The organism is Leptolyngbya sp. UWPOB_LEPTO1, from assembly GCF_017302695.1.
Classification (GTDB): domain Bacteria; phylum Cyanobacteriota; class Cyanobacteriia; order Leptolyngbyales; family Leptolyngbyaceae; genus Leptolyngbya; species Leptolyngbya boryana.
This window is the reverse complement of record NZ_JAFLCJ010000008.1, coordinates 159,287-183,437: the sequence shown is the minus strand read 5'-3', so window position 1 is coordinate 183,437 and position 24,151 is coordinate 159,287. Positions and strand designations below refer to the sequence as shown.

General features: G+C 48.7%; 24 protein-coding genes and 1 tRNA gene. 11 read left to right on the top strand and 14 right to left on the bottom strand.

All coding sequences use genetic code 11. The features are described 5' to 3' along the window. The first annotated feature begins 13 nt into the window (after positions 1 to 13). Positions 14 to 3,691, top strand: coding sequence for a cobaltochelatase subunit CobN (gene cobN, locus J0L70_RS14355; protein ID WP_287455100.1), 3,678 nt, complete (start codon positions 14 to 16; stop codon positions 3,689 to 3,691). A gap of 77 nt (positions 3,692 to 3,768) precedes the next feature. Continuing rightward, the gene (locus tag J0L70_RS14350) at positions 3,769 to 4,434 is read left to right on the top strand and encodes a hypothetical protein (protein WP_287455099.1); all 666 of its coding nucleotides are present in this window, start codon (positions 3,769 to 3,771) and stop codon (positions 4,432 to 4,434) included. A 151-nt stretch (positions 4,435 to 4,585) separates the two neighbouring features. On the opposite strand, the gene J0L70_RS14345 is transcribed toward J0L70_RS14350, so the two are convergent. Then, entirely contained in the window at positions 4,586 to 4,948 is a 363-nt protein-coding gene (locus J0L70_RS14345) for a hypothetical protein (RefSeq protein WP_144056292.1), read from the bottom strand. A gap of 296 nt (positions 4,949 to 5,244) precedes the next feature. After that, positions 5,245 to 5,316: transfer RNA gene (locus tag J0L70_RS14340), tRNA-Lys, on the bottom strand. A 49-nt stretch (positions 5,317 to 5,365) separates the two neighbouring features. Here J0L70_RS14340 and cbiE point away from each other — a divergent pair. Further along, positions 5,366 to 6,547 carry a precorrin-6y C5,15-methyltransferase (decarboxylating) subunit CbiE gene (gene cbiE / locus J0L70_RS14335; protein WP_287455098.1) on the top strand — a complete coding sequence of 394 codons (1,182 nt, stop codon included), beginning with the start codon at positions 5,366 to 5,368 and terminating at the stop codon, positions 6,545 to 6,547. Here cbiE and J0L70_RS14330 read toward each other — a convergent pair. The 3 genes from J0L70_RS14330 to J0L70_RS14320 all read right to left on the bottom strand — a co-directional run bounded on the left by J0L70_RS14330 (position 6,544) and on the right by J0L70_RS14320 (position 9,144). Beyond that, positions 6,544 to 6,900: a DUF6464 family protein gene (locus J0L70_RS14330; RefSeq protein ID WP_017291284.1), complete on the bottom strand. Its 357-nt coding sequence runs from the start codon at positions 6,898 to 6,900 to the stop codon at positions 6,544 to 6,546. The genes cbiE and J0L70_RS14330 overlap by 4 nt on opposite strands. A gap of 97 nt (positions 6,901 to 6,997) precedes the next feature. Next, positions 6,998 to 8,512, bottom strand: coding sequence for a DUF4335 domain-containing protein (locus tag J0L70_RS14325; protein ID WP_287455097.1), 1,515 nt, complete (start codon positions 8,510 to 8,512; stop codon positions 6,998 to 7,000). Then, positions 8,509 to 9,144: a DUF3038 domain-containing protein gene (locus tag J0L70_RS14320; RefSeq protein WP_026149027.1), complete on the bottom strand. Its 636-nt coding sequence runs from the start codon at positions 9,142 to 9,144 to the stop codon at positions 8,509 to 8,511. The genes J0L70_RS14325 and J0L70_RS14320 overlap by 4 nt, the downstream gene beginning before the upstream one ends. A 126-nt stretch (positions 9,145 to 9,270) precedes the next feature. Between J0L70_RS14320 and J0L70_RS14315 the strand changes: the two genes are divergently transcribed. The 4 genes from J0L70_RS14315 (at position 9,271) to J0L70_RS14300 (ending at position 11,931) form a co-directional block, all read left to right on the top strand. Beyond that, positions 9,271 to 9,453, top strand: coding sequence for a hypothetical protein (locus tag J0L70_RS14315; protein WP_287455096.1), 183 nt, complete (start codon positions 9,271 to 9,273; stop codon positions 9,451 to 9,453). Positions 9,454 to 9,574: 121 nt separating this feature from the next. Beyond that, complete coding sequence (gene psbP / locus J0L70_RS14310; RefSeq protein ID WP_287455095.1) at positions 9,575 to 10,126, top strand: photosystem II reaction center PsbP; 552 nt, start codon at positions 9,575 to 9,577, stop codon at positions 10,124 to 10,126. 4 nt (positions 10,127 to 10,130) lie between these two features. Then, entirely contained in the window at positions 10,131 to 10,787 is a 657-nt protein-coding gene (locus J0L70_RS14305) for a nucleoside triphosphate pyrophosphatase (protein WP_287455094.1), read from the top strand. A gap of 115 nt (positions 10,788 to 10,902) precedes the next feature. Beyond that, positions 10,903 to 11,931, top strand: a complete 1,029-nt coding sequence (locus tag J0L70_RS14300) for a serine/threonine-protein kinase (protein ID WP_287455093.1) — start codon at positions 10,903 to 10,905, stop codon at positions 11,929 to 11,931. Here J0L70_RS14300 and J0L70_RS14295 read toward each other — a convergent pair. The 4 genes from J0L70_RS14295 to murC form a co-directional block, all read right to left on the bottom strand. After that, complete coding sequence (locus tag J0L70_RS14295; protein WP_190652571.1) at positions 11,928 to 12,323, bottom strand: hypothetical protein; 396 nt, start codon at positions 12,321 to 12,323, stop codon at positions 11,928 to 11,930. The two genes, J0L70_RS14300 and J0L70_RS14295, sit on opposite strands and share 4 nt — an antisense overlap. A gap of 67 nt (positions 12,324 to 12,390) precedes the next feature. Next, on the bottom strand, positions 12,391 to 12,738 hold the full coding sequence (locus J0L70_RS14290) for a YbaB/EbfC family nucleoid-associated protein (protein ID WP_017291292.1): 348 nt from the start codon (positions 12,736 to 12,738) through the stop codon (positions 12,391 to 12,393). A 280-nt stretch (positions 12,739 to 13,018) separates the two neighbouring features. Next, complete coding sequence (gene murB / locus J0L70_RS14285; protein ID WP_287455092.1) at positions 13,019 to 14,044, bottom strand: UDP-N-acetylmuramate dehydrogenase; 1,026 nt, start codon at positions 14,042 to 14,044, stop codon at positions 13,019 to 13,021. A 103-nt stretch (positions 14,045 to 14,147) separates the two neighbouring features. Next, on the bottom strand, positions 14,148 to 15,623 hold the full coding sequence (gene murC / locus J0L70_RS14280; protein WP_017291294.1) for a UDP-N-acetylmuramate--L-alanine ligase: 1,476 nt from the start codon (positions 15,621 to 15,623) through the stop codon (positions 14,148 to 14,150). Between the two features lie 828 nt (positions 15,624 to 16,451). Here murC and J0L70_RS14275 point away from each other — a divergent pair. Continuing rightward, positions 16,452 to 17,465 (top strand): type I glyceraldehyde-3-phosphate dehydrogenase, encoded by a 1,014-nt coding sequence (locus J0L70_RS14275; protein WP_017291296.1) that lies wholly within the window; start codon positions 16,452 to 16,454, stop codon positions 17,463 to 17,465. A 126-nt stretch (positions 17,466 to 17,591) separates the two neighbouring features. On the opposite strand, the gene J0L70_RS14270 is transcribed toward J0L70_RS14275, so the two are convergent. Further along, a complete protein-coding gene (locus tag J0L70_RS14270; RefSeq protein ID WP_287455091.1) occupies positions 17,592 to 18,692 on the bottom strand; it encodes a glycosyltransferase family 4 protein in 1,101 nt (366 codons plus the stop codon). A gap of 123 nt (positions 18,693 to 18,815) precedes the next feature. Beyond that, positions 18,816 to 19,109 carry a DUF2470 domain-containing protein gene (locus J0L70_RS14265; protein WP_017291298.1) on the bottom strand — a complete coding sequence of 98 codons (294 nt, stop codon included), beginning with the start codon at positions 19,107 to 19,109 and terminating at the stop codon, positions 18,816 to 18,818. Between the two features lie 139 nt (positions 19,110 to 19,248). Between J0L70_RS14265 and J0L70_RS14260 the strand changes: the two genes are divergently transcribed. Together J0L70_RS14260 and J0L70_RS14255 are read left to right on the top strand one after the other, a co-directional pair. Further along, complete coding sequence (locus J0L70_RS14260) at positions 19,249 to 19,764, top strand: L,D-transpeptidase (RefSeq protein WP_287455090.1); 516 nt, start codon at positions 19,249 to 19,251, stop codon at positions 19,762 to 19,764. A gap of 172 nt (positions 19,765 to 19,936) precedes the next feature. After that, complete coding sequence (locus J0L70_RS14255) at positions 19,937 to 20,755, top strand: hypothetical protein (RefSeq protein ID WP_287455089.1); 819 nt, start codon at positions 19,937 to 19,939, stop codon at positions 20,753 to 20,755. A gap of 63 nt (positions 20,756 to 20,818) precedes the next feature. Here J0L70_RS14255 and J0L70_RS14250 read toward each other — a convergent pair whose 3' ends face one another. Next, positions 20,819 to 21,520 carry an esterase/lipase family protein gene (locus tag J0L70_RS14250; protein ID WP_017291302.1) on the bottom strand — a complete coding sequence of 234 codons (702 nt, stop codon included), beginning with the start codon at positions 21,518 to 21,520 and terminating at the stop codon, positions 20,819 to 20,821. 55 nt (positions 21,521 to 21,575) lie between these two features. Here J0L70_RS14250 and J0L70_RS14245 point away from each other — a divergent pair, with 55 nt between their 5' ends. Beyond that, entirely contained in the window at positions 21,576 to 22,154 is a 579-nt protein-coding gene (locus J0L70_RS14245) for an Npun_F5749 family FMN-dependent PPOX-type flavoprotein (RefSeq protein WP_017291303.1), read from the top strand. A 1-nt stretch (position 22,155) separates the two neighbouring features. On the opposite strand, the gene J0L70_RS14240 is transcribed toward J0L70_RS14245, so the two are convergent. Beyond that, positions 22,156 to 22,911, bottom strand: coding sequence for a hypothetical protein (locus J0L70_RS14240; protein ID WP_287455088.1), 756 nt, complete (start codon positions 22,909 to 22,911; stop codon positions 22,156 to 22,158). A 102-nt stretch (positions 22,912 to 23,013) separates the two neighbouring features. Beyond that, positions 23,014 to 24,138: a glycosyltransferase gene (locus J0L70_RS14235; RefSeq protein ID WP_287455087.1), complete on the bottom strand. Its 1,125-nt coding sequence runs from the start codon at positions 24,136 to 24,138 to the stop codon at positions 23,014 to 23,016. Positions 24,139 to 24,151 lie beyond the last annotated feature (13 nt).

The window sequence follows — 24,151 nt, the reverse complement described above, 5'->3', positions numbered from 1 at the left end:
CTGTGTGATTTTTATGCATCGGATTGCTGCAACTCCTGGCGGTTGGACTCCTGATCTAGAAGGGGTTGTCTTCATAGAACAGACTCCCGCGCCGATCGTCATCATGACGGCAGCGGATACGGATATTCAGACTTTAGCAGGGGCAATTTCGCAGTTGCCGACTCCGTTTCCCGAAGTCAGAGGCGTGAATTTGTTACAGCTTCAGCAGCAATTGACGATCGATACTTATGCCGAAGAAGTTTTAGAGCAGGCAAAAGTGATTGTGCTGCGAATTATTGGAGGACGATCGTATTGGTCGTATGGACTAGAAGTCGTGCGTGAAACTGTGCGGCAGTCGGGGGCAACATTGATTGTCTTGCCCGGAGACGATCGACCGGATTTAGAGTTGATGAGCCATTCGACGGTTCCATTTACTCAAGTGGAACGGGTTTGGCGCTATTTCAATGAGGGAGGCGTTGAAAACTATCGCAATGTGATTCAGCTTTTGGCGCAGCGTTATTTGGATTTTGATCTCAATTCTTCGGTTGCTGAGCCTCAGCCTGTGCCGCGTGTGGGATTGTATCGGGCGGGAGAAAGCTGCCCGTATCGCTCCGTATGTAGTCGGCGCAAGGTAGGAATTTTATTCTATCGGGCGCATTATTCATCGGGTAACACGACGGTAATTGATGAATTGTCGAAAGCATTATGCGATCGCGATCTTTGCCCGGTTCCCGTCTTTGTTTCTTCGCTACGCGATCCAGATATTCAGAGTGAATTGTTGAGTTACTTTCAGCCGAAAGAGCAACCAGCGATTGATCTGTTGCTGAATACAACCAGTTTCTCGATCGCGTCGCCTTCTTCAACGGTGCCGGGACTTTGGCAAGCTTTAGATATTCCAGTGCTACAAGTGATTTTAAGTAGTGGCAGTGTTGAACAATGGAATGATCAATTACGAGGACTTTCGCCACGTGATACTGCGATCAATGTTGCGTTACCTGAAGTCGATGGACGAATTATTAGTCGAGCAATTTCGTTTAAATCGGTACAGTCGTGGCATCCAGAATTGCAGACTGAAGTAGTCACTTATCAAGCAGTTCGCGATCGAGTAGAGTTTGTCGCAGATCTAGCACAGAATTGGGTGAACTTGCGACGGAGTGAAAAATGCGATCGTAAAATTGCGCTGATTTTGGCAAACTATCCTAGCCGAGATGGACGTTTAGCAAATGGTGTGGGACTCGATACGCCAGCAAGCTGTATTGAAATCCTCAAAGCTTTACAGAATGAGGGATATTATGTTGAAAACATTCCTGAAACTGGAGACGAGCTAGTAAAGTTGCTAACCACAGGCGTAACGAATGATCCAGAAGCAAGAGAGCTACGCACCATTCATCAAGCATTACCTCTAGCAGAATACACAGCTTACTTTTCAACCTTGCCTGCATCGATTCAGCAATCTGTTTTGAATCGCTGGAATGCTGCAACCGAATCATTTCCGATTCCGGGCATTCGACTTGGAAATGTATTTGTAGGCATTCAGCCTGCGCGAGGCTATGATCTCGATCCTTCTTTGAACTATCATGCTCCGGATTTAGAGCCGACTCATGCTTATCTAGCTTTCTACTATTGGGTGCGCCAGAGCTTTGGAGCACAAGCGATCGTTCATGTCGGCAAGCATGGAAATTTAGAATGGCTACCAGGTAAAAGTGTTGCACTATCTGAAAATTGCTTTCCTGAAACTGCGATCGCGGCTTTACCTCACCTCTATCCCTTTATTGTCAATGATCCAGGCGAAGGCTCTCAAGCAAAACGTCGCGCTCAAGCTGTGATTTTAGATCATCTGACTCCCCCAATGACCCGTGCAGAGCTTTATGGGGATTTGCAAAAATTAGAAGCTTTAATTGATGAGTACTACGAAGCTCAAGATCTCAATCCTTCGCGATTAGAGCTAGTTCGCGATCGCATTGTCAACTTAGTAGAACAAGACAATCTTCAAAACGAGCTAGCAGGCGATTCTGATCTGATTACGAATACTGATCGCTATCTCTGTGAGTTAAAAGAAGCTCAGATTCGAGACGGACTACATATTTTTGGGAAATGCCCAGAGAATCGGCAGTTGAGAGATTTGATCATTGCGATCGCGCGTCATCCTCAAGCCAATCGGATGGGATTGACTCGTGCGATCGCAGAAGATTGGAACTTAGATTTTGATCCACTCACTGCTGATCCAAGTGATGCAGTTCCAGGCTATCAAAATGCTGGAGACGCGATCGAAGCAATCGAGCTTGAGGCAATTCGCTTAGTCGATCGCTTACTCGAAAATGACCTTGCAGAAGGACATATTTACACGGCAGAACTTAAGTGGATTCAAAGCTTTCTGCTTCCGGCTCTGCAAAATACGCATCAAGAGATTGGCTATCTCTTACATGGGTTGAATGGGGGCTATGTTCCGGCTGCTCCTTCTGGCGCACCGACCCGCGGACGACCTGAAGTTTTACCAACCGGACGCAATTTTTACTCGGTTGATATTCGAGCAATTCCAACTGAAAGTGCTTGGCAAGTCGGGCGAAAAGCAGCAGAAGCGATCGTGGAACGCTACACCCAAGAGAACGGCGAATATCCTCGTACCCTTGGGTTGTCGATCTGGGGAACATCTACAATGCGAACGGGCGGCGATGACATTGCAGAAGCTCTCGCATTGCTTGGCGTTCAACCAATTTGGGATGGTGTTTCTCGGCGAGTCGTCGATTTTGAAATTTTACCGCTCTCGTTTCTCGGTCGCCCCCGGGTCGATGTCACGTTGCGAATTTCAGGTTTTTTCCGTGATGCATTTCCGAATTTGATTGATTTATTTGATCAAGCTGTTGCTGCGATCGCTCAACTCGATGAACCCGCTGATCAAAATCCACTCGCGGCTCAGGTCAAAGAAGAGACGCAAACGTGGGAAGCAACAGGTCTAACGCCTGAGCAGGCAGATCGACGATCGCGACATCGCATCTTCGGCTCAAAACCAGGCGCATACGGGGCAGGCTTGCAAGGATTGATTGAATCTCAGAATTGGGAAACCGAAGAAGATTTAGCACGAGCTTATATTAACTGGAGTAGTTACGCCTATATGAGTTCTAGTGTTGCCCAATCTGCTCCCGAAGCGTTCCAAAATCGATTGAATTCCATGCAAATTGTTCTACAAAATCAGGACAATCAAGAGCATGATTTACTCGATTCCGACGATTACTATCAGTTCCAAGGTGGACTGACAGCGGCAGTTCGGACAAGCCAAGGAAAGAACCCAACAACTTACTTCGGCGATCATTCACTCCCAGAAAATCCGAAGATACGATCGCTCAAACAACAAATTGCAAGAGTCTATCGATCGCGAGTCATTAATCCTAAATGGATCGCTGGAGCAATGCGGCACGGTTACAAAGGAGCGTTTGAGCTAGCTGCTACGATCGACTTTCTATTCGCCTATGATGCAACAACTCACTGTGTTGAAGACTATATGTACCAAGGAGTTGCTGAAGCATATCTGTTTGATCAACAGGTTCAGGATTTTATTCAATCTAAGAATCCTTGGGCACTGCGAGACATGGCAGAACGATTACTAGAAGCGAATCAACGAGGCTTGTGGCAAAGTGCAGATGTGAAAACCTTGGAGCAACTAAAAGCGATCGTACTAGAAGCGGAAGGCACGATCGAAGCGCACATCAGCTAGGTTCAATCTGCCTTTAGAGGGTGGATTTGACCACTCTCAATCTCAACAATCAAGCATATTGGGATGAGGGTTAAATCATGGCACGATCGCAAGTTCTTTGGTTGATTTGGGTGGGGTTTATTGTTTACGTCCTCTTCTTTGCCCCACCGATTGCAGTCGATACGTTTCAACCGTTACTCTCAGGACAATTGTTGTCGATTAATCCAGTTCTGATTGCACTGTTTAGTCTGGTTGGGATCTGGCTCTTGATTTACAGTTGCTTGATCTTTGCAGATGGCAGAATGCAATCGATACCTGCCTGGGCATTTATGCTAGCCGCGATCTCGACTGGCGTGATTGGTCTCATCCCATACTTAGCACTACGTCAGCCCAATCAATCATTTGAGGGTGAGAAAGATTCCTGGATTGCGATTCTCGATGCTCAGAAAACAGGCATCATTCTCACCATTAGCACTATCGTTTTAGTTGTTTATGCGATCGCTTGGGGAGATTGGACTGGATTTGCCCAAGAGTTTATGACGAATCGATTTGTGCATGGGATGACGCTCGCAAATGGGTTATTTTGTCTTCTATTTCCCTATCCGACGTTGCTAGAGGATGACATGGCACGACGCGGATTGACAGCGGATTCTCAGCTATCTCGGATTGCTTGGATTCCTCTACTGGGTGCGTTGGTTTACTTGTGCCTGCGTCCGCCAATGCTAGTTCATCGATCGCTGAGCCGCGACGCACTTTTGAAATAAAACATTGCAGCCAACGATTGAGGCAAACTCCTCAACATCTGACTAACTCCAAGCAATACCAATGCGTACTCCATTCCCAAGTTGTTACAGGTGTTTGACAAAGACTCTGCGGACAAAGGGATATATGTGCAAAGTCTTTGTCCGCAGAGTCTTAAAATTGAGCACCGTTTCTAACTCCAAGGTTGGACGGAGAAAGAATCGGTTGAGCCTCAATGACTACAGTTGGTCTTCCTGGATCTGCTGCTCCTGGTAACTGACCAGGAAATGTTACATGCCTTCTAGCTTGCTGTTGGCATTCCCCATTGTCTGTACACCAATACGTAGGACTGCCATCCTTTGTACATTCAATGAAGTTGACTGACACTCTTTCACAGGTATATCCACCTTTCTTTAACTCGTCCATCTTCGTTCCACTTCCACCGTTGTTCGGCACAGCAAGTGAGGGCATAGCTAACCCAAGCGCCATCGGTAGAGCAAACAGTGCAAGTCCAGAGAGCAGATTCCTTGTGTTCATAGGGTTCTCCTTTTGTCTAGAGGCTGTACTGGTCCCTACGACTCTGTTTTTGATCTTATGCATTTCTCATTTCATTTCTATCTCTCCTGGAACATCAACAATCTGTAGTTAGTTCTCTAGAGCAGATTTAGAACAGTTCTGAGCAGTCAGTGAGATGAGAGGTGAATGATGGAAGAATGCACTCGACACTTGCTTGGGCATTGATACTGGCCACGATCGCAATTGGTGTGATTGGTTGAATCACTTAGCACTGCATCCGCGCACTTTTGAAATATTTTTTTGAAGCCTAAAATTGATGGATGACCTGGGACTCGAACCCAGAACCAGCGGATTAAGAGTCCGATGCTCTACCATTGAGCTAGTCATCCGAGAAGTTCTCCTCATATCATATCAGGATTGCTCAAATCAGGATAGGGTATGGACAAGTGGCTCTCGATCGTTGGAATTGGCGACGATGGAATCGACGGAATTTCGCCAGTGAGTCGAACACTCATCGATCGCGCCGAAATTATTTTCGGGGGCGATCGACATTTAGCCATGTTGCCAGCGGATTCACGCCTCAAAATCCACTGGACTTCCCCAATCGATCATTCGATTCAAAAACTTCTCACTTACCGAGGACAATCCGTCTGCGTCCTCGCAAGCGGCGATCCGATGTGCTACGGAATTGGTTCAACCTTAGCCCGTCACGTTGACCTTGCAGAAATAACGATCGTACCCGCGCCTTCAGCCTTTAGCCTCGCCTGTGCGCGCTTAGGCTGGTCACTCCAAGAAGTCGAAACGCTGAGCCTTTGTGGGCGCGATCCAGCTTTGCTGAATGCTGTATTGTATCCAGGCGCAAAAATTCTCGTGTTAAGTGCCGATCGACAAACCCCTGCAATTGTTCAGCATCTCCTCAAGCAACGCGGTTTAGACGACAGCGAAATCGTTGTTCTAGAACACCTAGGCGGCACTCAAGAACGAATTGTTCGAGGAGACTTCGAGCATCTCGCTGACTTAAATACGATCGCCATTACTTGTGCTTCTACTCCCTTACCTGCACGAATTCCAGGTCTTCCTGACTCGGCTTATATCCACGACGGGCAACTGACAAAGCGCGAAATTCGAGCAGTGACTTTATCCACCCTGGCTCCGCATCCAGGACAATTGCTCTGGGATGTCGGCGCAGGGTGTGGCTCTATCGCAATCGAATGGATGCGATCCGATCGCAGATGCCGCGCGATCGCAATCGAATCCAACGCTGATCGCCTCAAACTCATCGCCCAAAATGCCAATACCCTCGGCGTTCCCAATTTAAAGATCGTTGCGGGCAAAGCGCCGATCGCACTTCAAGATTTACCCGAACCCGACACAATTTTTATTGGAGGCGGATTAACTGTCCCGGATGTTGTGGAAACCTGTTGGCGATCGCTGCGATCTGGAGGACGACTCGTGGCAAATGCAGTCACCGTCGAAACAGAAGCCAAACTATTCTATTGCCAAAGTCAACTCGGGGGAGAACTCACTCGCATTGCGGTTCAAAGAGCAGAAGCGATCGGGAAATTTCTAGGCTGGAAAGCCATGTCACCGATTACGCAATGGAGTGTCACAAAACCTTAATCCAACGGACTATAGTGACGGCACCCTTCGCAAGGACCATCTGGATTGACAGCACATCGGACTAACTCCGATCGCGCATTAAATTCACAACTCGCATCTCCCAAAAACCAACGCCCATCGACGAATGATCGCTCGAGTGGGCGTTGAGCTGTTTGGACATAGAGCGCGACTTTATGGAGTCGATAGCGCCCTAAGTTGAGTTGGTAGCGATGACGGCGTTCTAAAACGGCATAAGTCTGACCCTCCAAGTCAAGATAGGCTCCGGGCTGGGGCGACCAGTCTAACTGGACATTGCCAAGAGAGCGACGCGGATGGGTCAGAATAACCTCTGTTGGTAGTGAGTCTTGCTCCATGAAATTGTGTTCTAGCTAACGCTTAGAGTTCCTTGATGGTATCGCACTTGAGCAACGACCCGGACTGAGTTTAGATTTTGCAAAGAATTGACAGGCTCTATTTCTTCCTCACAACTCCATACCAAGGATTAATTTGCAGCACACCACTGGGTTTGAACACCACCTTAAATGAGGCTGCTGACTCGGCAGGTGCATTTGGATCGATCTGCTTACTTAATTGCGGCAAGGGTGTGCTCTTCACAAACTCGTTTGCAGGAGGATTATCGGGTTGGAATCCCACGATCGTGCCATCCGGTTTGATGCGGACTCGGTAGACTAAATCTTTGTCAAACGGTGGTCTGCCTTGCCAACTTTTGTCGATCGCATCATAGAGCTTTGGTTGCAAATTCTCTAAAGTCTCAGCATCAGTCAATTCGGTCGCAGGCGTGGCAGCAGCGGTTGGACTGGGGGATGCCGCAACCGTCGCAGTTGGGCTAGGCGATGCGGTAACCGTTGCATCTGGACTGGGGGATGCCGCAACCGTTGCACTCGGAACGGCTGAAGCAGCATTCGCAGGAGTCACTTCAAGATTGCCTTGTGGTTTGAAAACCACTCGGTACTGTGCCAGTGGCTCAGAATTCGGCGTACTTCCTCCAGGTGGAAGATAGAGCAAATCCAAGAGCGGTGTTTGTTGTCTTGCTTTTTCTAATGCAACTGGCGTTTCAGCTTTAAAGCCGACAATATCGCCATTTCTGGCAACGCCAATTCGATAGGCTAACTCTTCAGTCACCGCAGGCTGAGTCGTCCATTTACCGCGAATCTGCTCAGTGACGCGATCGCCTAATGTTTTCAACTCCGCCACATCGGTAATCGCAGGGGCAGCATTCAGCGCCGTTTCCAGTTGGGTCAGATCGGGACTTGCCGCAGCCGTTGGAGAAGGCGTAGGACTCGGGCTAATCGATGGACTCGGACTCGGACTCGGAGAATTTTTAGCAATCGCAGCCGGACAATCGGGCGCACCCGGACTCAAACATTCCGGAGTTTTCACCCGCATTGTGGGCAGAGAGAAAAAGGCAACCGCTGCCAATGCTAAACCAGAAACCCCAATCGAAGCCGGAACGACTTGTTTTGCAAGCGGTTCGCCAGAGCGAGCATAGCGTTTCGGTACAGGAGAAAGATTTAGTGACCAAAACGGCAGAGTCTGCGTATCTGCCACAAATTGATCGATCGCTTCAACGAGATCAAATAATTGCACCGTGGTCAAATCCGCAGAGCGTTCTTCACTCGCCGGATTATTCGGATCTTTTCCGACACTGAGGCGGTGATGAGACCGATCGAGACGCTCTAAGGTCACGAAAGAAGGACGATCGCTATACGTATGACGCGGTAAATGAACGCCACTGAGAAACTCTTGAGCATACAAACTCACTGCTGTGACCAGGCTTTCAAAGAATTCACGCCCGCCCTTGAGAGGCGTTTCTTGCCCAGGCAGATGACATTCTGCATTGATTAAAAGCGACATGACCGGACGAATATCGGCTTGTCCAGTGGCAGTTGGATCAGATAGCCCTTCCAAAATCAAAGTGCAATTCGGCAAACTGTATTGCCGTTGTAGCGTCATTGCATTCGTCATTGCACTTCTCCGTCAAACAAACTAATCCACAGCCGTTGTACACCGGAAGTCCCCGTACAAAACAGCAATTGCTCTAACAAATCCAGCGCCAATTCGTTCAGTTTTTCATCTGAACTATACGCCAAAACTCCCGCCCGCTTGGAATTCATCCGGCTGCGATAATGCGCCCGAAATCGCTCTAGATACTCTGAGAGTCGAAAATGATGATCGGGAGACAGATTCTTTTCACTCAACTGCTGATATGCCAAAAGCAATTGCCGAATCAACACGGTTAAACGACGTGCCAAATAGCAAGTGATCAGGACTAACGCTTTGGCTTCAACTAACGTTAAAGGGCGACGTTGAGCATAGCGACGGAATGGATTCGTCGATCGCATCCGCCACAGCGCCACTCGATTTTTGAGGACTCCGCGCAGGTCAAAATCGTTTGCAACCGCCAAGATTGCCTCTGATCCAGTGAGATCTAACGCCTCGATCGCGAGCAATAACAAATCGATCTGCATCCGGGTGCGACGGGGGCAAACGCCATCGGCAACGGGTGGATCGGGCAGACCATCGAGAATAATCGGAGTTGGGGGAGTTGGCGGAGCAGGTGGGCTATTCAACTGCATTACATTCACGGAGACACTCATTCCTTTAAATTTAGCTAGTCACACTACACGATTTGTCTGAAGCAACCTTATTTCTTCAAGGCTGAAAGACCCAGAATTTGAGAATGCTTCATTCCATCATTCACTGCTCCTAACTACGAATCACGCATGGTAAATTACGAATTGCCAGCATTGTACCGAGAATTTATGACGAATTCGCGGGTGAAGTCTGGCAACGCACCTAGCAAATTCTGTGGGCGAAGTCCGATTCCTGCCTCCGTAGAGTTGCGGGAAGTTGCAACCGATACAATTGCTGAAATCAAAATTTTCCCAGACAGCATTACAGTCTAGCGGACTTCTCGCACAGTGCTGCTCCATTTTGACAAATTTGATCGCAATTCAGCGCAGATTTTTATGAGGGAAGTGGGACAATAGATCTCATTGTTTTGCCCTGCGTTAATTGATTGGATGTATGTTGAAGAATTTCAAACGAGTCGTTGCCGTTTTGCTGATGCTGCTGGCACTGGGTTTGCAGGGCTGTGTGTCTGGCGTGGGTGGGCTGAATAGTTTTGTGGATAGCACCGACGGCTATCGCTTCCTCTATCCCAACGGTTGGCTTTCGGTCAAGGTCGCAAACGGTCCTGATGTGGTGTTTCATGACATTATCGAGCAGACCGAGAATATCAGTATGGTGATCAACCCCGTTCCCGGTAAGAAGAAGCTGTCGGATTTGGGCACACCTTCAGACGTGGGATATCAGTTGGGCAAAAGCGCGATCGCTCCCCCTGATTCAGGTCGCAAGGCTGAATTGATTAGCGCTGAGGAGCGTCAGATTGCCGATCGCACCTATTACCTGTTGGAATATTTGGTCACGTTGCCGAATCAAGAGCAGCGTCATAATTTGGCAAGTGCGATCGTCTATCGGGGCAAGCTCTACACCATGAATGCGTCTACCTCTGAGACGCGTTGGGAGAAAATGGCTCCGCTGCTGACCAAATCTGTGAAGTCCTTCAAGGTAGATTAGATCGATGCCTGTTCCCTTTGTGCTTGCGTCTGCTTCTCCGGCTCGAAAGCGACTTTTAGCGATGGCTGGGATTCCTGTCATGGTTTACCCGAGCGATTTTGACGAGTCGCAAATTCAAATTACCGACCCCGGACAACTCGTGCAGGTTTTGGCTGAAGGGAAGGCGCGATCGACGATGCGCGATTTGTTCGATCGTCAGGCTGAATTACCGCCTGGTTTTTTCTCTACGCATCCAGGATTGATTCTTGGCTGTGATTCAGTTTTGGCGATTCACGGTGAAATTCACGGCAAGCCGAAAGACCCTGACGAGGCGATCGCGCGCTGGAAAATGATGCGCGGCAATGTGGGCGAATTGTTTACAGGACATGCATTTTTGCAGCCTTACACAACGGAGCAAGGCGCATTGATGCCTTATCCACCGCTCGTCAGAACGCAGGTGACGCAGGTTTATTTTGCAGACATTAGCGATTGCCAAATTGAAGCCTATGTTGCCACTCAAGAACCGATGAATTGTGCCGGCTGTTTTGCCTTAGAAGGACGAGGCGGCTTATTTGTCGAAAAACTAGAAGGCTGTCATACCAACGTGATTGGATTGAGCTTACCGCTCTTACGGCAGATGTTAGCAGAATTGGGATATGACGTAACTGACTTTTGGGCATGAGCCGAGTTTAAAGATTTAGCGTGATCCGGAGCGAGCGCCCCTAAACTAGAAGAACACAGAGAGACAATAGGTTAGAACTCTTACCGAAGTCCTTCGAGATTGGCGCTTATCCAGCATGACGTTACCTGTGAATTCTTCAAGGCATGAGGCGAGTCCAGAACAACGTTCTGATGATCTGTTACACGATCGATATGCGATCGGACGGGTGCTGGGACGCGGTGGCTTTGGAGTCACATATATAGCGCGAGATATGCAGCTGCCGGGAAGACCTCGCTGTGTGATTAAACAGCTCTGTCCTAAGGTTCAAGATCCCTCTGCCCTGAAAAAAGCACGTCAACGCTTTGAGCAGGAAGCGAGAACTTTAGCGAGATTGGGCAGCCATTCTCAGATTCCCCAATTGTTAGATTACTTCGAGATTGAGGGCGAGTTTTATCTCGCTCAAGAATTCGTCCGAGGTCGCACCCTGGCTCAAGATATCCGTAAGTCAGGCGTTTGGTCAGAACAGGCGGTGAAACAGTTTCTAAAAGAATTTCTGCCGCTCCTGCATTACGTCCACCGACAAAAGGTGATTCACCGCGACATCAAGCCGTCTAATATTGTCTGGTGTAAAGAAGATGGACGCTGGGTTTTGATTGATTTTGGTGCAGTGAAAGAACGCTGTGTTGCGCCGGATTACTCTGAGCGATCGATGGCAACTCATTTTGTCGGCACGATTGGCTTTGCGCCTCCTGAACAAATTGCCATGCGTCCGACCTATGCGAGCGACCTCTATGCGCTCGGTGTCACTTGTCTCTATCTCATGTCGGGCAGAATCCCCAATGAGCAAGATTACGACCCCTACACAGGAGAATTAAATTGGCAAAATCTGGCGCGGGTGAGTGATCATTTTGAGCGAATTCTGGACAAAATGCTGAAATCTTCAACGCACGATCGCTTCAAATCAGCCGATGAGATTTTGCGAATGTTAGAACTCGAAGATCACTTAGAAACGCTCCGCCCCTGTTTGAGTCATTACCCGTTATCTCAAGCTGAACTGGAACCGGAAAACCTAGAATTTGTTTCACCCTTGGTCAGAACCGCGATCGCAATTCGAGCGTGGCAAGCTCGCCTTGCAGCCAGACAGTCACATGAAAAAAACCGTTAAGGGGTGAGCAACGATCGCCGTTTCATGAACTTGACTGCCATCACAATCGATAGAAACGCAATACAGCAAGCAACGGCAACGAATGTCTCCCGTAAATCGGGTGAGACAACGACAATAAAGCCTTTTCCTTTAATCAAAGCTGCAAAACTTGAAACACAAAAAGGCATCAAATAGAGCCGTAAGGTTTGCCAACTGCGCAGTTTTGCCGTCTGGGAAGCAACACTGAAAACCAGACCCGTTCCAATCACAGCGCTCATCCCAATCGAATTGATCCAAATAGCAGGGGCAGGATCGAAATGAAACGAAAGCGTCACAAGATACCAAATGAGATAGCACCAAAGCGCCGCTTTCCCGACTTTGAGTTCAGCCAGATAACCGATCAACCCTTTCATAAACGCTAAAAAACCGGACTATCAACTCATAGTCCGGTTTCATGTAAAGATCTGTCAAACCGATCGCTTAACCTAAGCCAGGCAGATTTAACCCACCCGTCAAGTCTTCCATCTTCTCGCGCATCGTTGCCGTGGATTGTTCATAAGCCGCACGAGTCGCAGCGAGTACGAGATCCGACAAGGTTTCCGCATCTTCTTTCAGCGCGTCTGGTGAGATTTCAACCTTCAGTGGCTCCTGATTTCCACTCATTGTCACCTTGACAAGACCGCCGCCTGCCTCGCCTTGAATCTCCATTTGTTCGAGTTCTTCTTGAAGCCGTTTTGCGCCTTCTTGAACCTGTTGAGCCTTTTTAATTGCGTCGGTCAATTCGCGCATTTTGCCCAGACCGAAGCCAAATCCCTGTCCTTGTGACATAACGTTTTAGTGAATAATGAGTGGATATTGTCGCCTGCTCAACCCGAACAGGGCAACAATCAAACAGATTTAATTATGACACCGGGATGCAAATCCGACGCACTCTAGCTGCGCCAATCTGATTAGGGATTTCCCTACTCAAAAGACCTAAATTTTATCGATCGTGGGATCTCGACGACTCGCACCATAATCGATCGGATGGGGAAATAGAGAGCAAGTTGAGTTTAGGTTCTCTCCATCTCCTCATTCCCCACCTAGATCTGAGATTCCAACCCAACAATCAGAACTCACCCAACATTTTCACTTCCGGCTCCAGCAAGAGCGACCATTCCTGATGCACTCGTTGCTGCACATGATGAATTAACTCAAAAATGTCAGATGCAGTTGCACCGCCACAATTTAGAATAAAATTCGCATGTCGTTGCGCCACCTGAGCACCACCGATCTGATGTCCTTTCAAGCCCACCTGCTCAATTAACCAACCCGCTTTGTACGCATCGGGATTGCGGAATACACTGCCGCAACTCGGTAAATGATAAGGCTGAGTGTTTTGTCGCTGCTGCTTATGATTTGCCGTCACTGCATTCACCGCCGTTGGATCAGCCCCAGGCTGCAATTGAAACGTGGCATATGTGACATAGCGCGAACTGCCTTGCAGAGCAGACGTGCGATATTCATACTGTAACTCTTCAGGTTTTAGCACCTGCAGCGTGCCGTCTGGCAGCAAGATTGTCGTCTTGACCAGAATTTCGGAAATACTGCTATTGTGCGCGCCAGCATTCATCACAACGGCTCCGCCCACCGTTCCTGGAATCCCAACCGCCCATTCAAAGCCTTGCCATCCGCGATCGGCAAGCTTCCAAGCCAATCTCGGCAATGGCTCACCCGCACCCACGGTTACCTGACCCGTCGCATCATCAAACTCAGTCAATCTCAAATGCCGAGTCGAAATCACAAGCCCTGGCAATCCAGCATCGCTGACTAATAAATTTGAGCCAGCCCCTAACATCGTCACTGGAATATCCTGAGCATGCGCCCATTCTAAACTCGCTTGTAATTCTTCAGTTGTGCGGGGGGCAGCGTACCATTCAGCAGGACCACCGACCCGGAAAGAGGTCAACGAAGCGAGAGGAACATTGGCTTTTAGCACAGCGTCAGTACCAGGGAGCGGAAGAGTGAGTATCTTGCGTGCAGGTTTTGCAGTGGCTTCACTAGACGAGTACGGAGTGGCAACCGAGCTAGACTTGCGAGAGAAATCGGAAATAACGGGTGAATGAACAGTCCGGGAATCAATAGAGAGTGTCATAACATTGTCACAGGTAAGCTTAAACCTGAGACCCTTACCGCAATGTAATCAGAAATCACGGTTCAGATCTCACATTGCATTCAACACAACAAACACGAAGTTTCTAGGAAGCAGCTTTCTCAACTCGTTGTTGAGCCGCCATGACGTCTGGAATGATTTGATTCAAGTTTCCAGCTCCTAGAAAAATTGCTAAATCTCCCGGCACAAGAAGTTTGTTCAGGAAATCGCCCATCGCAGGTAGCGAGGGTTGGTAATGCACGCACGAATGATGTGTTGCGACAAGATCAGCAAGGATCTGACCGCTAATTTCGCCTGTATTGACTTCTCCAGCGCTGTAAATATCACTGAGAATCACGACATCAGCATCTCCAAAAGACTCCGCAAATTCCGCTAAAAACGTTTGAGTGCGGCTATAGCGATGCGGTTGGAAAATGGCGACGACACGACGACGCGGCGATTGCTTGCCAGCTTGCAGTCTTGCTGCCTCTAGTGTGACCCGTAATTCACTGGGATGATGCGCGTAGTCATCAATAAATAAAATGTCGTTAAAATCACCCCGGTGTTCAAACCGCCGCCGCGCACCTTCAAACGGCGCGATCGCGGCAGCAATCGTACTAAATTCCAATCCAATGAGGCGACCGACCGCGATCGCAGCCAGCGCGTTACTCAAATTGTGTTGTCCAAGCACTCGCAGCTTGATTTCTCCTAACACCTGCCCCCGTTCCCACACTCTCGCCGTCGTTCCATCCCCTGCATACTGGATTTGATCCACGGTGTAGTCTGCCTTTGTCGCCGGATCGAGACTGTACGTAATGTTGGGGGGAATGCGATCGCGAACTGTTTGACAATCGATCGAGCCGACTGTGACTTGACACTGGCTGGCAAACGTTTGAAACGTTTGAACGACTTGATCCAAATCGCTATAGTGATCGGGGTGGTCTAATTCTGCATTCGTGATGATGCCAATATAAGGTGCAAATTTAACCAATGAGCCATCTGACTCATCCGCTTCTGCAACCATGTATTCACCCCGTCCAATCCGGGCATTTCCTTGCCAAGCCTTGACTTCTCCACCCACAATGACCGTCGGATCAAGCTTCGCATTGTAGAGCATGTAACTGATCATGCTGCTCGTCGTTGTTTTCCCATGCGTTCCAGCGACGGCGATACTGCGATACTCTCGAATTAACGCAGCAAGGAGATCCGAGCGATGAAAAATTGGACATCCTAGCTCTAGCGCCGCTCGATATTCAGAATTTGTAGGATTAATCGCCGTCGAGCAAATCACTTGGGGCAGATCCTTGACGGGTGCAGGCAATGTGACAACATTTGCACCAGCGGCAACGGGTTGAGCAAGCTGTGCTCTGACTTGATAATGATCCAAATTCGACGCATCTTGTCCGATGAATATCTGCGCGCCCAAGCTTCGCAGTCGTTCAGTAATGTGGCTGGATCTGAGATCCGAACCAGAAACAGGTAACCCACGGTCTAACAAGACATAAGCTAGGGCTGACATTCCAATTCCACCAATGCCGATGAAATGAAATGGTCTGCCGCTGAAGTCAACGGAACTCAGCATTTTTGCTCCTTAAACACCACACCAATGTCACGCGCTATCATATCAAGGATCTTCTATTACCGATACGGTAATAGAAAACATTTTGATAGCAAATCTGCTTATCTAAATCGAGTCCATTTAGAACAGTTCAAAATAATTTTAGTTTGAACGCTCTTAATTGGGGAGTTTGAATCAGAACAAGCTGTAATCAACGAGATACAAGTCGATCTGCTCCAATTCCTGACAGAATTCAACTTTTTAATAATTGAATTGCAATCCGCAATCTGTCAACAAATTCAAGCCTAAATTGTGTACTTCTAAAGGTACTAAACGTTTGTGAGAAATGCTCTCAACTTTTTAGCCAATTTGCATCGATTCTCAACTTGATCGTGATTTAATTTTGTACCTTTTTCTTAAATCTGCTCCATTTCTCAAGTTTTTCACCATACGACAGTTGTAGAGTCGCTACAGATTTTGCCACAAGTATTTTGAATTGGCATCTACTCTTTAGATTGCCTAGGGTTCCCCGCAAGCCAGAAAGAACACAAGTATTGGTAAAGACTCAGATTAGATTCAGGGCTGCATTCAACAGATGGCTGATGCACAATTTTTTTGCACAGTCAGAAACATGTTTTTGCTTCTCAAGCGAATTGTGGTCGTTTCCAAGTTCACCGAGATTGCCCGATCGCCCATTCATCTCAGCATGCTTCAGGGATCAGTCGCTGCGACTCATTTTTCCTGCTTGTCACCATCTGTTGATCCCAGATTGATTTTGAGTTGAGATGAGCGCATTGTTTTACGGTATGATGTCTGCATCAATAGGTATTTATATTCAGAGGGCAAGACGCAGTGGTTAGAGTAGCGATCAACGGCTTTGGACGCATTGGACGCAACTTTTTGCGGTGCTGGGCAGGGCGACAACAGACGGGAATCGAATTGGTTGCGATTAACGACACGTCTGATCCCAGAACCAACGCTCACTTGATCAAGTATGACTCGATGCTGGGTAAGTTTTCCGGCGAGGTGAGCGCGGACGAAAACACCATTACGGTGAACGGTAACGTTATCAAATGTACGTCCGATCGCAATCCCGAGAATCTTCCGTGGGGAGAGTGGGATATCGATTTGATTATTGAATCGACGGGCGTGTTCATCTCCAAAGAAGGCGCAACCAAGCACCTGAATGCGGGTGCGAAAAAAGTTCTGATCACTGCGCCGGGTAAAAACGAAGATGGAACCTTCGTTGTGGGTGTGAACGATCATGAATATGATCACCACAAACACCACATTATTAGTAATGCAAGCTGTACAACCAACTGCTTAGCTCCAATTGCGAAAGTGCTGAATGACAATTTCGGCATTATCAAAGGGACAATGACCACCACGCACAGCTATACCGGAGATCAGCGGATTCTCGATGCGAGCCACCGGGATTTGCGACGCGCACGGGCAGCAGCAATCAATATTGTGCCGACTTCAACGGGTGCTGCAAAAGCGGTAGCGTTGGTTCTGCCTGAATTAGCAGGTAAGTTAAACGGGATTGCGTTGCGGGTTCCGACTCCGAACGTCTCTGTTGTAGATTTGGTTGTGCAAGTTGAGAAGAGCACGATCGCGGAACAAGTGAATGCGGTGATCAAGGAAGCAGCTGAGACGACGATGAAAGGCGTTCTCAAGTACTGCGATCTGCCGTTGGTCTCGAGCGATCATGCTGGAACCGATGAATCTTCGATCATTGACGCGGCTCTGACCATGGTGATGGGCGGCGACATGGTGAAAGTTGTCGCTTGGTATGACAACGAGTGGGGCTATTCTCAACGCGTTGTAGACTTAGCGGAAGTTGTTGCGAAGAACTGGGAAAAGTAAGATATTCCTTTTTCTGATCTAATGTTGCTTGCCTCTGACGTTTGATTGAACGTCAGAGGCAATTTTTGTGGGGAGCGGGGAGATGGGGAGTGGGGAATCGCTACAGCAACGCGCTCAATGAAGTTCTTATAGCAGTGCCTTTAGACGTTGAGTAAAGGCAGGTTTGTCGAAAATCGATAGGCTTTGTTCTCGGAGCCAGTGTCCATTACAGCGCTGGTCTTCGCCCTTTAAAATCTCGATGCAAGCGAACGCGACTTCAACCGGATCGCGATACGGCACTTGCCAACCAAACCGTCCATCCTGTAAGGGATCGGCAGAGCCGTCTGCATTACCAGACAGTACTGGAACCCCGCAAGCCATTGCTTCTAAATACACAATGCCAAATCCTTCTTGTGAAGGCATCACATACGCATCTGCTAAACAATAATGCTTTGGCAATTCCTCAGAGGGAACAAACCCCGCAAACACAACGCGATCGCTGACTCCCAATTCTTCGGCAAGTTTTTGTAATCTGGGCTGATCATCACCGCGCCCAATGACTAAATATTTCGCATCGGGGCAAGATTTGAGGATATCGGGCAGCGCACGAATAGTGACATCAACACCTTTGTAGGGATCGCCTGACCACAAGCGGGCAACCGTCATCAACACTTGATGATTTTCAAGGTGGTAACGCTGGACTAACTCCGGCGCTTTGGCTTGGGGACGAAATACGTTGCCATCGACTGCACAGAAGAGAAAATCGACCTGATCGCGATCAATCCCATTCGCTGCACAGGTGCGATCGCGCGAATATCGACTGATTGTCCAAATGCGATCGGCATTTTGTAGCGCTTTTTGTTTTCGGCTCGGTAACGGCTTCCACACCTCTTTTCCGTAAGTCAGAACCGTGTAAGGAATGCCCAACGGTTTGCAGAGCATCTCGACCAGTGGCGCGAGGTGAATATGTCCACAAAAGACGCGGCTAGGACGATGCTTGAGGAGATGGGTGAAAAGTGCGATCGCCAGTTTGGCACGTCCGAGTTTGGCGGAATCCATTTTGCAATAGTGAAATCGCATGTGTTCAGACACCAATGGATTCTCAGCATCAGCGCCATCTCGAAGCAGGAAAATATCAGCGTTTGCGGTTTCTAATTGCGAATAGGCTTGCAGAATATCTTTGACATAGGACTGAATCCCGCCTTCGCACGAGAGAATTTCGAGAAAGACAAAAACGTGGTGAGCCATAAACAGGAAAAAGGGCGAACCGCAGTCCGCCCAGAAGAGCATCAGATTACCCTCTTTTTGAATACCCAAAATCGCCGCATGATCGAACAGTCGTATGAACACGCAGCTGATATCCTGCGTCTGTTAGTCGCTGGGGCGGACTCGTTTCAGCATTTCTACGAGGATCACATGCGCTTCTTTTGCATCCTTTAAGGTGCGATCGAAATTCACACGTACCGGAACCGTCTCTCCATTTACCTGTGCTGAAAGATCCATGCCTTTCGCGTCAATAGATTTCATCTCAGCAGCAGTTGCGTCGCTGATTTTGCCGAAATACTGGGCGTAAACTAAGACTGCATCACCGTGATCTTTATTCATATGACCGCAGATGCGATCGCTAATCGCAGGCGAAAAGGCTTCACTGACTGACTCAGACATAAGTTCTCTCTATTGCGTCGATCCCGATGATATCGCAATGTGAGATGCGAGGTCATCGTAGAATTTCCTGCGGATGATAGATGCAATACCTAACGCAAATTTGATTTTGTCTTAACGTAGCTAATCCTAAATCAAGTTGATGCAGCGAAAAAAACTCTGGTGTGGGGTCGCTCTGCTGACCTGTGCAACGATTCTGATGCCGCAACCTAGTTTCTCGGCTCCACCTGCGATTGAGTCCGCCCCAGAAACTCAGCCGCAAACTCAACCGATGCGATTAGAAATTCGGTTGAAGCAGAAACGAGTGACGGTTTATCGCGGCGATACCAAAGTGAAAAGTTATCCGATCGCCGTTGGGCGCGCAGGATGGGAAACGCCCGCTGGAACTTATAAAATTCGCCAAATGATTCGGAACCCAGCTTGGGTTCATCCTTTAGAGGGCTACACCATTCCGGGAGGCGACCCTGACAATCCGCTCGGGCGATACTGGATTGGATTCTGGACAGACGGCAAGAATTGGATTGGCTTTCATGGCACACCGAATCCAGAATCCGTGGGAACAGCGGCTTCACATGGCTGCATCCGTATGTACAACCGAGATGTTGAAGAACTCTTTGGCAAAGTTCGAGTAGGGACAGAAGTTGTCGTGAAGAACTGATCCCGAATCATAAAATTTGCACTCGGATAAATCAAACCAGAGGGGGAGTAGGTCTTTTTTCGCAATCACTAGACTACAACCTGTGGTGGTAATCCAGACTCGGATTCTCGCTTCCGGAAACTCGGTGAGTTTCAATCTGCAAAAACCCTTTTAGGTATACAGGAGAGACCGAATGAACGGAAAGAATAGAAACGCATTTACAAAATTAGCAGGGACAATCGGGGTCGCAAGCTTTGGTTCTTTGCTCTCGCTACCTGCAATGGCACAGTCGCCATTGAATCCGAATCCTAGTATTTTTAACGAAGCACCTTATACACGGGCTTTGGCTCAGGCAACTCCAGATTCTTCTACGATCGCGCCTTCTAGTTCTCCAAACACAGATTTGCCTCGTAACTCAACACCGTCACTAGGAAAGGTCAATCCCAATCCCAGTATTTTTAATGAAGCGCCTTATAATCGCTCTGCTGCGGCATCACCTGACACTTCAACTCCTAGCCTAGCTCCTAGCAGTACGATGCCCAGTGGCTCTATGACTCCGGGCAGTTCTGTGGCTCCGGGTTCTAGTTCCAGCCCAGCGACTTCTCAGCAGCCGACTTCTCCACGATCGAATCCTTCGACGGTTCCGACTGAGGCTAGCCCGAGCGAATCTTCCAGTCCAACCCAATCGTCTCCAAGCAGCACTCCATCAACAGTAACTCCGGGAACTTCTAGCCCAACTTCGCCGAGTCCTTCTGGAGATGTGATTGTCCCGACGACACCTGGCGGTTCCACTACTCCAGATTCAACTACAACACCTGGCGGTTCCACCACTCCAGATTCGACCACCACGCCTGGCGGTTCCACTACTCCAGATTCAACTACAACACCTGGCGGTTCCACCACCCCAGATTCGACCACCACGCCTGGCGGCTCCACCACTCCAGATTCGACCACCACGCCTTCTAACACAAATGACAGCGATAGTTCTGGTGGAGTACGTGCTCTTTGGTAAGTTGAATCGAGGTCAGTTGAATTACTAGTTCTTTCAAGGAGGGGGCAATTGCACCCCTCTTTTTTAATTGAGATAGGTTGCCCATTGTTGGACAATCTCAGCAGAGCCATACCACTTGCCTCTCGATCGTGGAGAATGACTGACGTTTTCATAAGTCAGATTCTCTGCTCCTTCTAAGTGGGCGGCTTCGATCGGGGTAATTCCATCCCCCCAAGTATCCCCTCTGCCTCCTGTCAATTGATAGCTGCTATAAGCTAGCCAACTTCCAACCCGCCGCACTCCAAAAATCGACTTGCCTGCAATACAGACATATTTGACTTCTGGGTAAAACGCACCTGGATACGTCAGATTGACAAAGTTCAAATTCTTCAATGTCCAGCGTTCATAGCTTGTTTGTGGTGTGCCTAATGTGATTAAGGTTGAAACAAATTGATGTGCCTGCCAGCTATAAACGCGATCGCTAACCCTGCCGTGAATGTCGTAAGCTTTTGCGCCTAAGTAGATGCGAGAAATCCATCCGCCTGCGGAATGCCCAATGAGATTAATTTTCTCGGTATTGTAAGTCTGCCGAATTTCTTGAACAGTGCGATCAAGCTTGTCTAAAATCGGTAACACAGATCGACCGCCCAAGGTTGGCAGCCAGTCCCGCTTCACCAAAGGAACGGTTACGGCTGGAATTCCCAGGTCAATGAGAGTTTGCTGCATTTCGCGATAGTCGATCGCGCCTGCAAGATAGCCTGGCAAAATTACAGTCGGTAAAGGCATAACACCAAGAGAACATCTATGTAGAATTGTAAAGCATTTCTCGATCGTACTGTTTATGCCCCTAGCTCCTTGGCGTTCTCTGATTGCTCGTGCGCTGCATCGAAATCGCGCTCTGCCTAATGCCCGGTATGTCCAACTGGCAACGGTTCGTCCGGATGGCAAGCCCGCAAATCGCACTATTGTCTTCCGAGGCTTTTTAGAAGAGACGGATCAGCTTAAATTCGTCACAGACGATCGCAGTGAGAAACCTCAGCAAATCGAGCATTGCCCTTGGGGAGAGGTGTGCTGGTATTTTCCGAATACTCGTGAACAGTTTCGGATTGCAGGAGAGTTGAAGCTCATCGATCGCGCAAATTCAGATGAAAAGCTCCAAAAAGCGAGACAGCAAGCATGGCAAGACATGTCAGACAGTGCCAGAATTCAATTCGCTTGGGCACATCCAGGACTCCCTCGCGCTGCCGCAGAGACATTCTCGCCGCCTATCCCAAATCAGCCGGAACCTTTGCCGCAGTTTTGCTTACTCTTACTTGAGCCGCTTTCTGTAGATCACTTAGAACTCAGAGGCGACCCGCAGAATCGACATCAATATCACTTGCATCAAGGTAATTGGAGCATGGAAGCAGTGAATCCTTGATTTATCGAGGCATTGCCCCTGGAAGCGGCGCGGGTGCTGCACCCATACCGGGTGTGCCGGGGGCAGTCCGGATCGGGGGCAGGGTTGCACCGACTGCTGCCGGATTTCCCTGAAAGTTGAATTCCATTTGACGCATCACATTGTTCAGAACAGTAATCGTTTGACTGGTTCCGATCGGGAAGTCGGGAGAGTCAGGCTCGATCACGTACATGCCGGGAATCAGACGAATTTGGAAGAGTCCTTCGGGGTCAGTGACAAGACGTGTTACGCGATCGCGGGCAACTGTCGTGATCTTAATCGCACCTGTGTAGGGACGAACACGACAGGAAGCGGATGGAGCGGTGACAGAACAGATAGGAGTGAACATTACTTTGCCAGAGATGCCGCTAATTGGAGTGACCGGAGAACCAGGAAGCGTGCGAATGTCGAGTGGTCTCGGAAGTTCAGGCAGCGGAGCGCGGGCATCTCCAGGCATGGGAACTGGATCGATGGGGATGCGGCGAGGTCTTCGAGTTGGGCGCGCAGGAGCGGGCGGAGCGGTAATCGGGGCGGGTGGAGCGCCTGGAATGCCAATCTGGCTCGGTGCAGCGAAAGCATCAGGAGTATCAGGAGCAGGAGCAGGCATTACTTGAGAGAGCCGAAATTGTGCTCTCGCCTGAGTCGCGATCGCAATCATGCCTCCTGTAGCAGCAACGCCTGCGACTACAAGAGCAATTTTGCGCGATTTGGTTAAGCTGATTTTCGTTAAACCAAACATTCCACTCTTCCCAATGGCAACATGTGTTAAAAACTAGCACACTCAGGTTTCACAATCCGGTAAACGCCCTGCTTCTTGATGAAAGCTTCAAATGGATTGCACTTAGTCAATTTGCTGAATGATTCCATCTCCTTCAATACGCAGTTTTCGCCCACGCCAGTAGGCTTCTCGCCCAAATCCACCGATCGCCCAAATTACCAAACTCAATGCATCTCGAAATGGCAGAACCCATAACCAACGCAATAGCCCAGAGGCATCCATGCTGAATGCTGCGATCGCTGCTTGAGTATAACGAATCACATAGACTAATCCAGTCAGCACGATTGCCCAAGCTGCAAATTTCGACACTAAAAGCAACAGCAGAGACAATATTGTTCCGTAGCAAAAGATCATACTGTAATAAATGCTACCTCGGTTGAAGCGGATCGTTCTTGACCAACGTAATTCTCGCTGAAAGAGATCCCAAAGGCTTTCTTTTCCTGTATCGGATTCGAGAATCAGGTGGGAAAGTTCGACGGTGTAACCAGCTTGAGCAGCCCGTTTACCGAGGTTATAGTCTGAGCCGATGCGGTTGAGTTGGAGTCCGCCAAAGTTGGCTAGCGTTGATTTGCGAGTCGCGATCGTCACGCCGATGGCAAATTTTAATCCTCGATCGAGAGTACGGGCAATTAAAGTACTCGGGATGAAGTCACAGCAGCGCCCCAGAGACGCGATCGCGGAAGTTAAAGACTGAGGATGATGCGCGATATAGCCACAGGTGATGACGTCAACTTGAGCGAGTGGAGCAGTGACAGTGCGAATATAGTCTGGAGCGACTCGGATATCGCTGTCCGCAAAGATGAGAGTTTCGTATTGGGTCTGTTCTAAAAGGTAGCTGAGGGTACTGTCTTTGAAGTTAATTCCGCGTGGGGGAAGTCCGACGAAGACTTGAACCCGATCCGAGTAGGTTTCTTTGAGGCGATAGAGCACAGGGACGGCTGGATCGGTTTCATCGACAACACCGAATAAGACTTCGTAGGTCGGATAGTCTTGCGTACAGAGAGATGACCAGTTTTCAAATGCACCTTCGTCGAGACCGCAAATCGGAACCAAGACAGAGACAGGATCTTCGGAAGATGCGATCGAGTGAGATTTTGAGAAAAATTGCAGTGTGAAGTAGGCACAGGCGAGGTAAAAGACCATTGAACCTAGCACTGGGATAGTTAATAAAATTTCGAGCCAGAACATTTTTAAGTTTCGC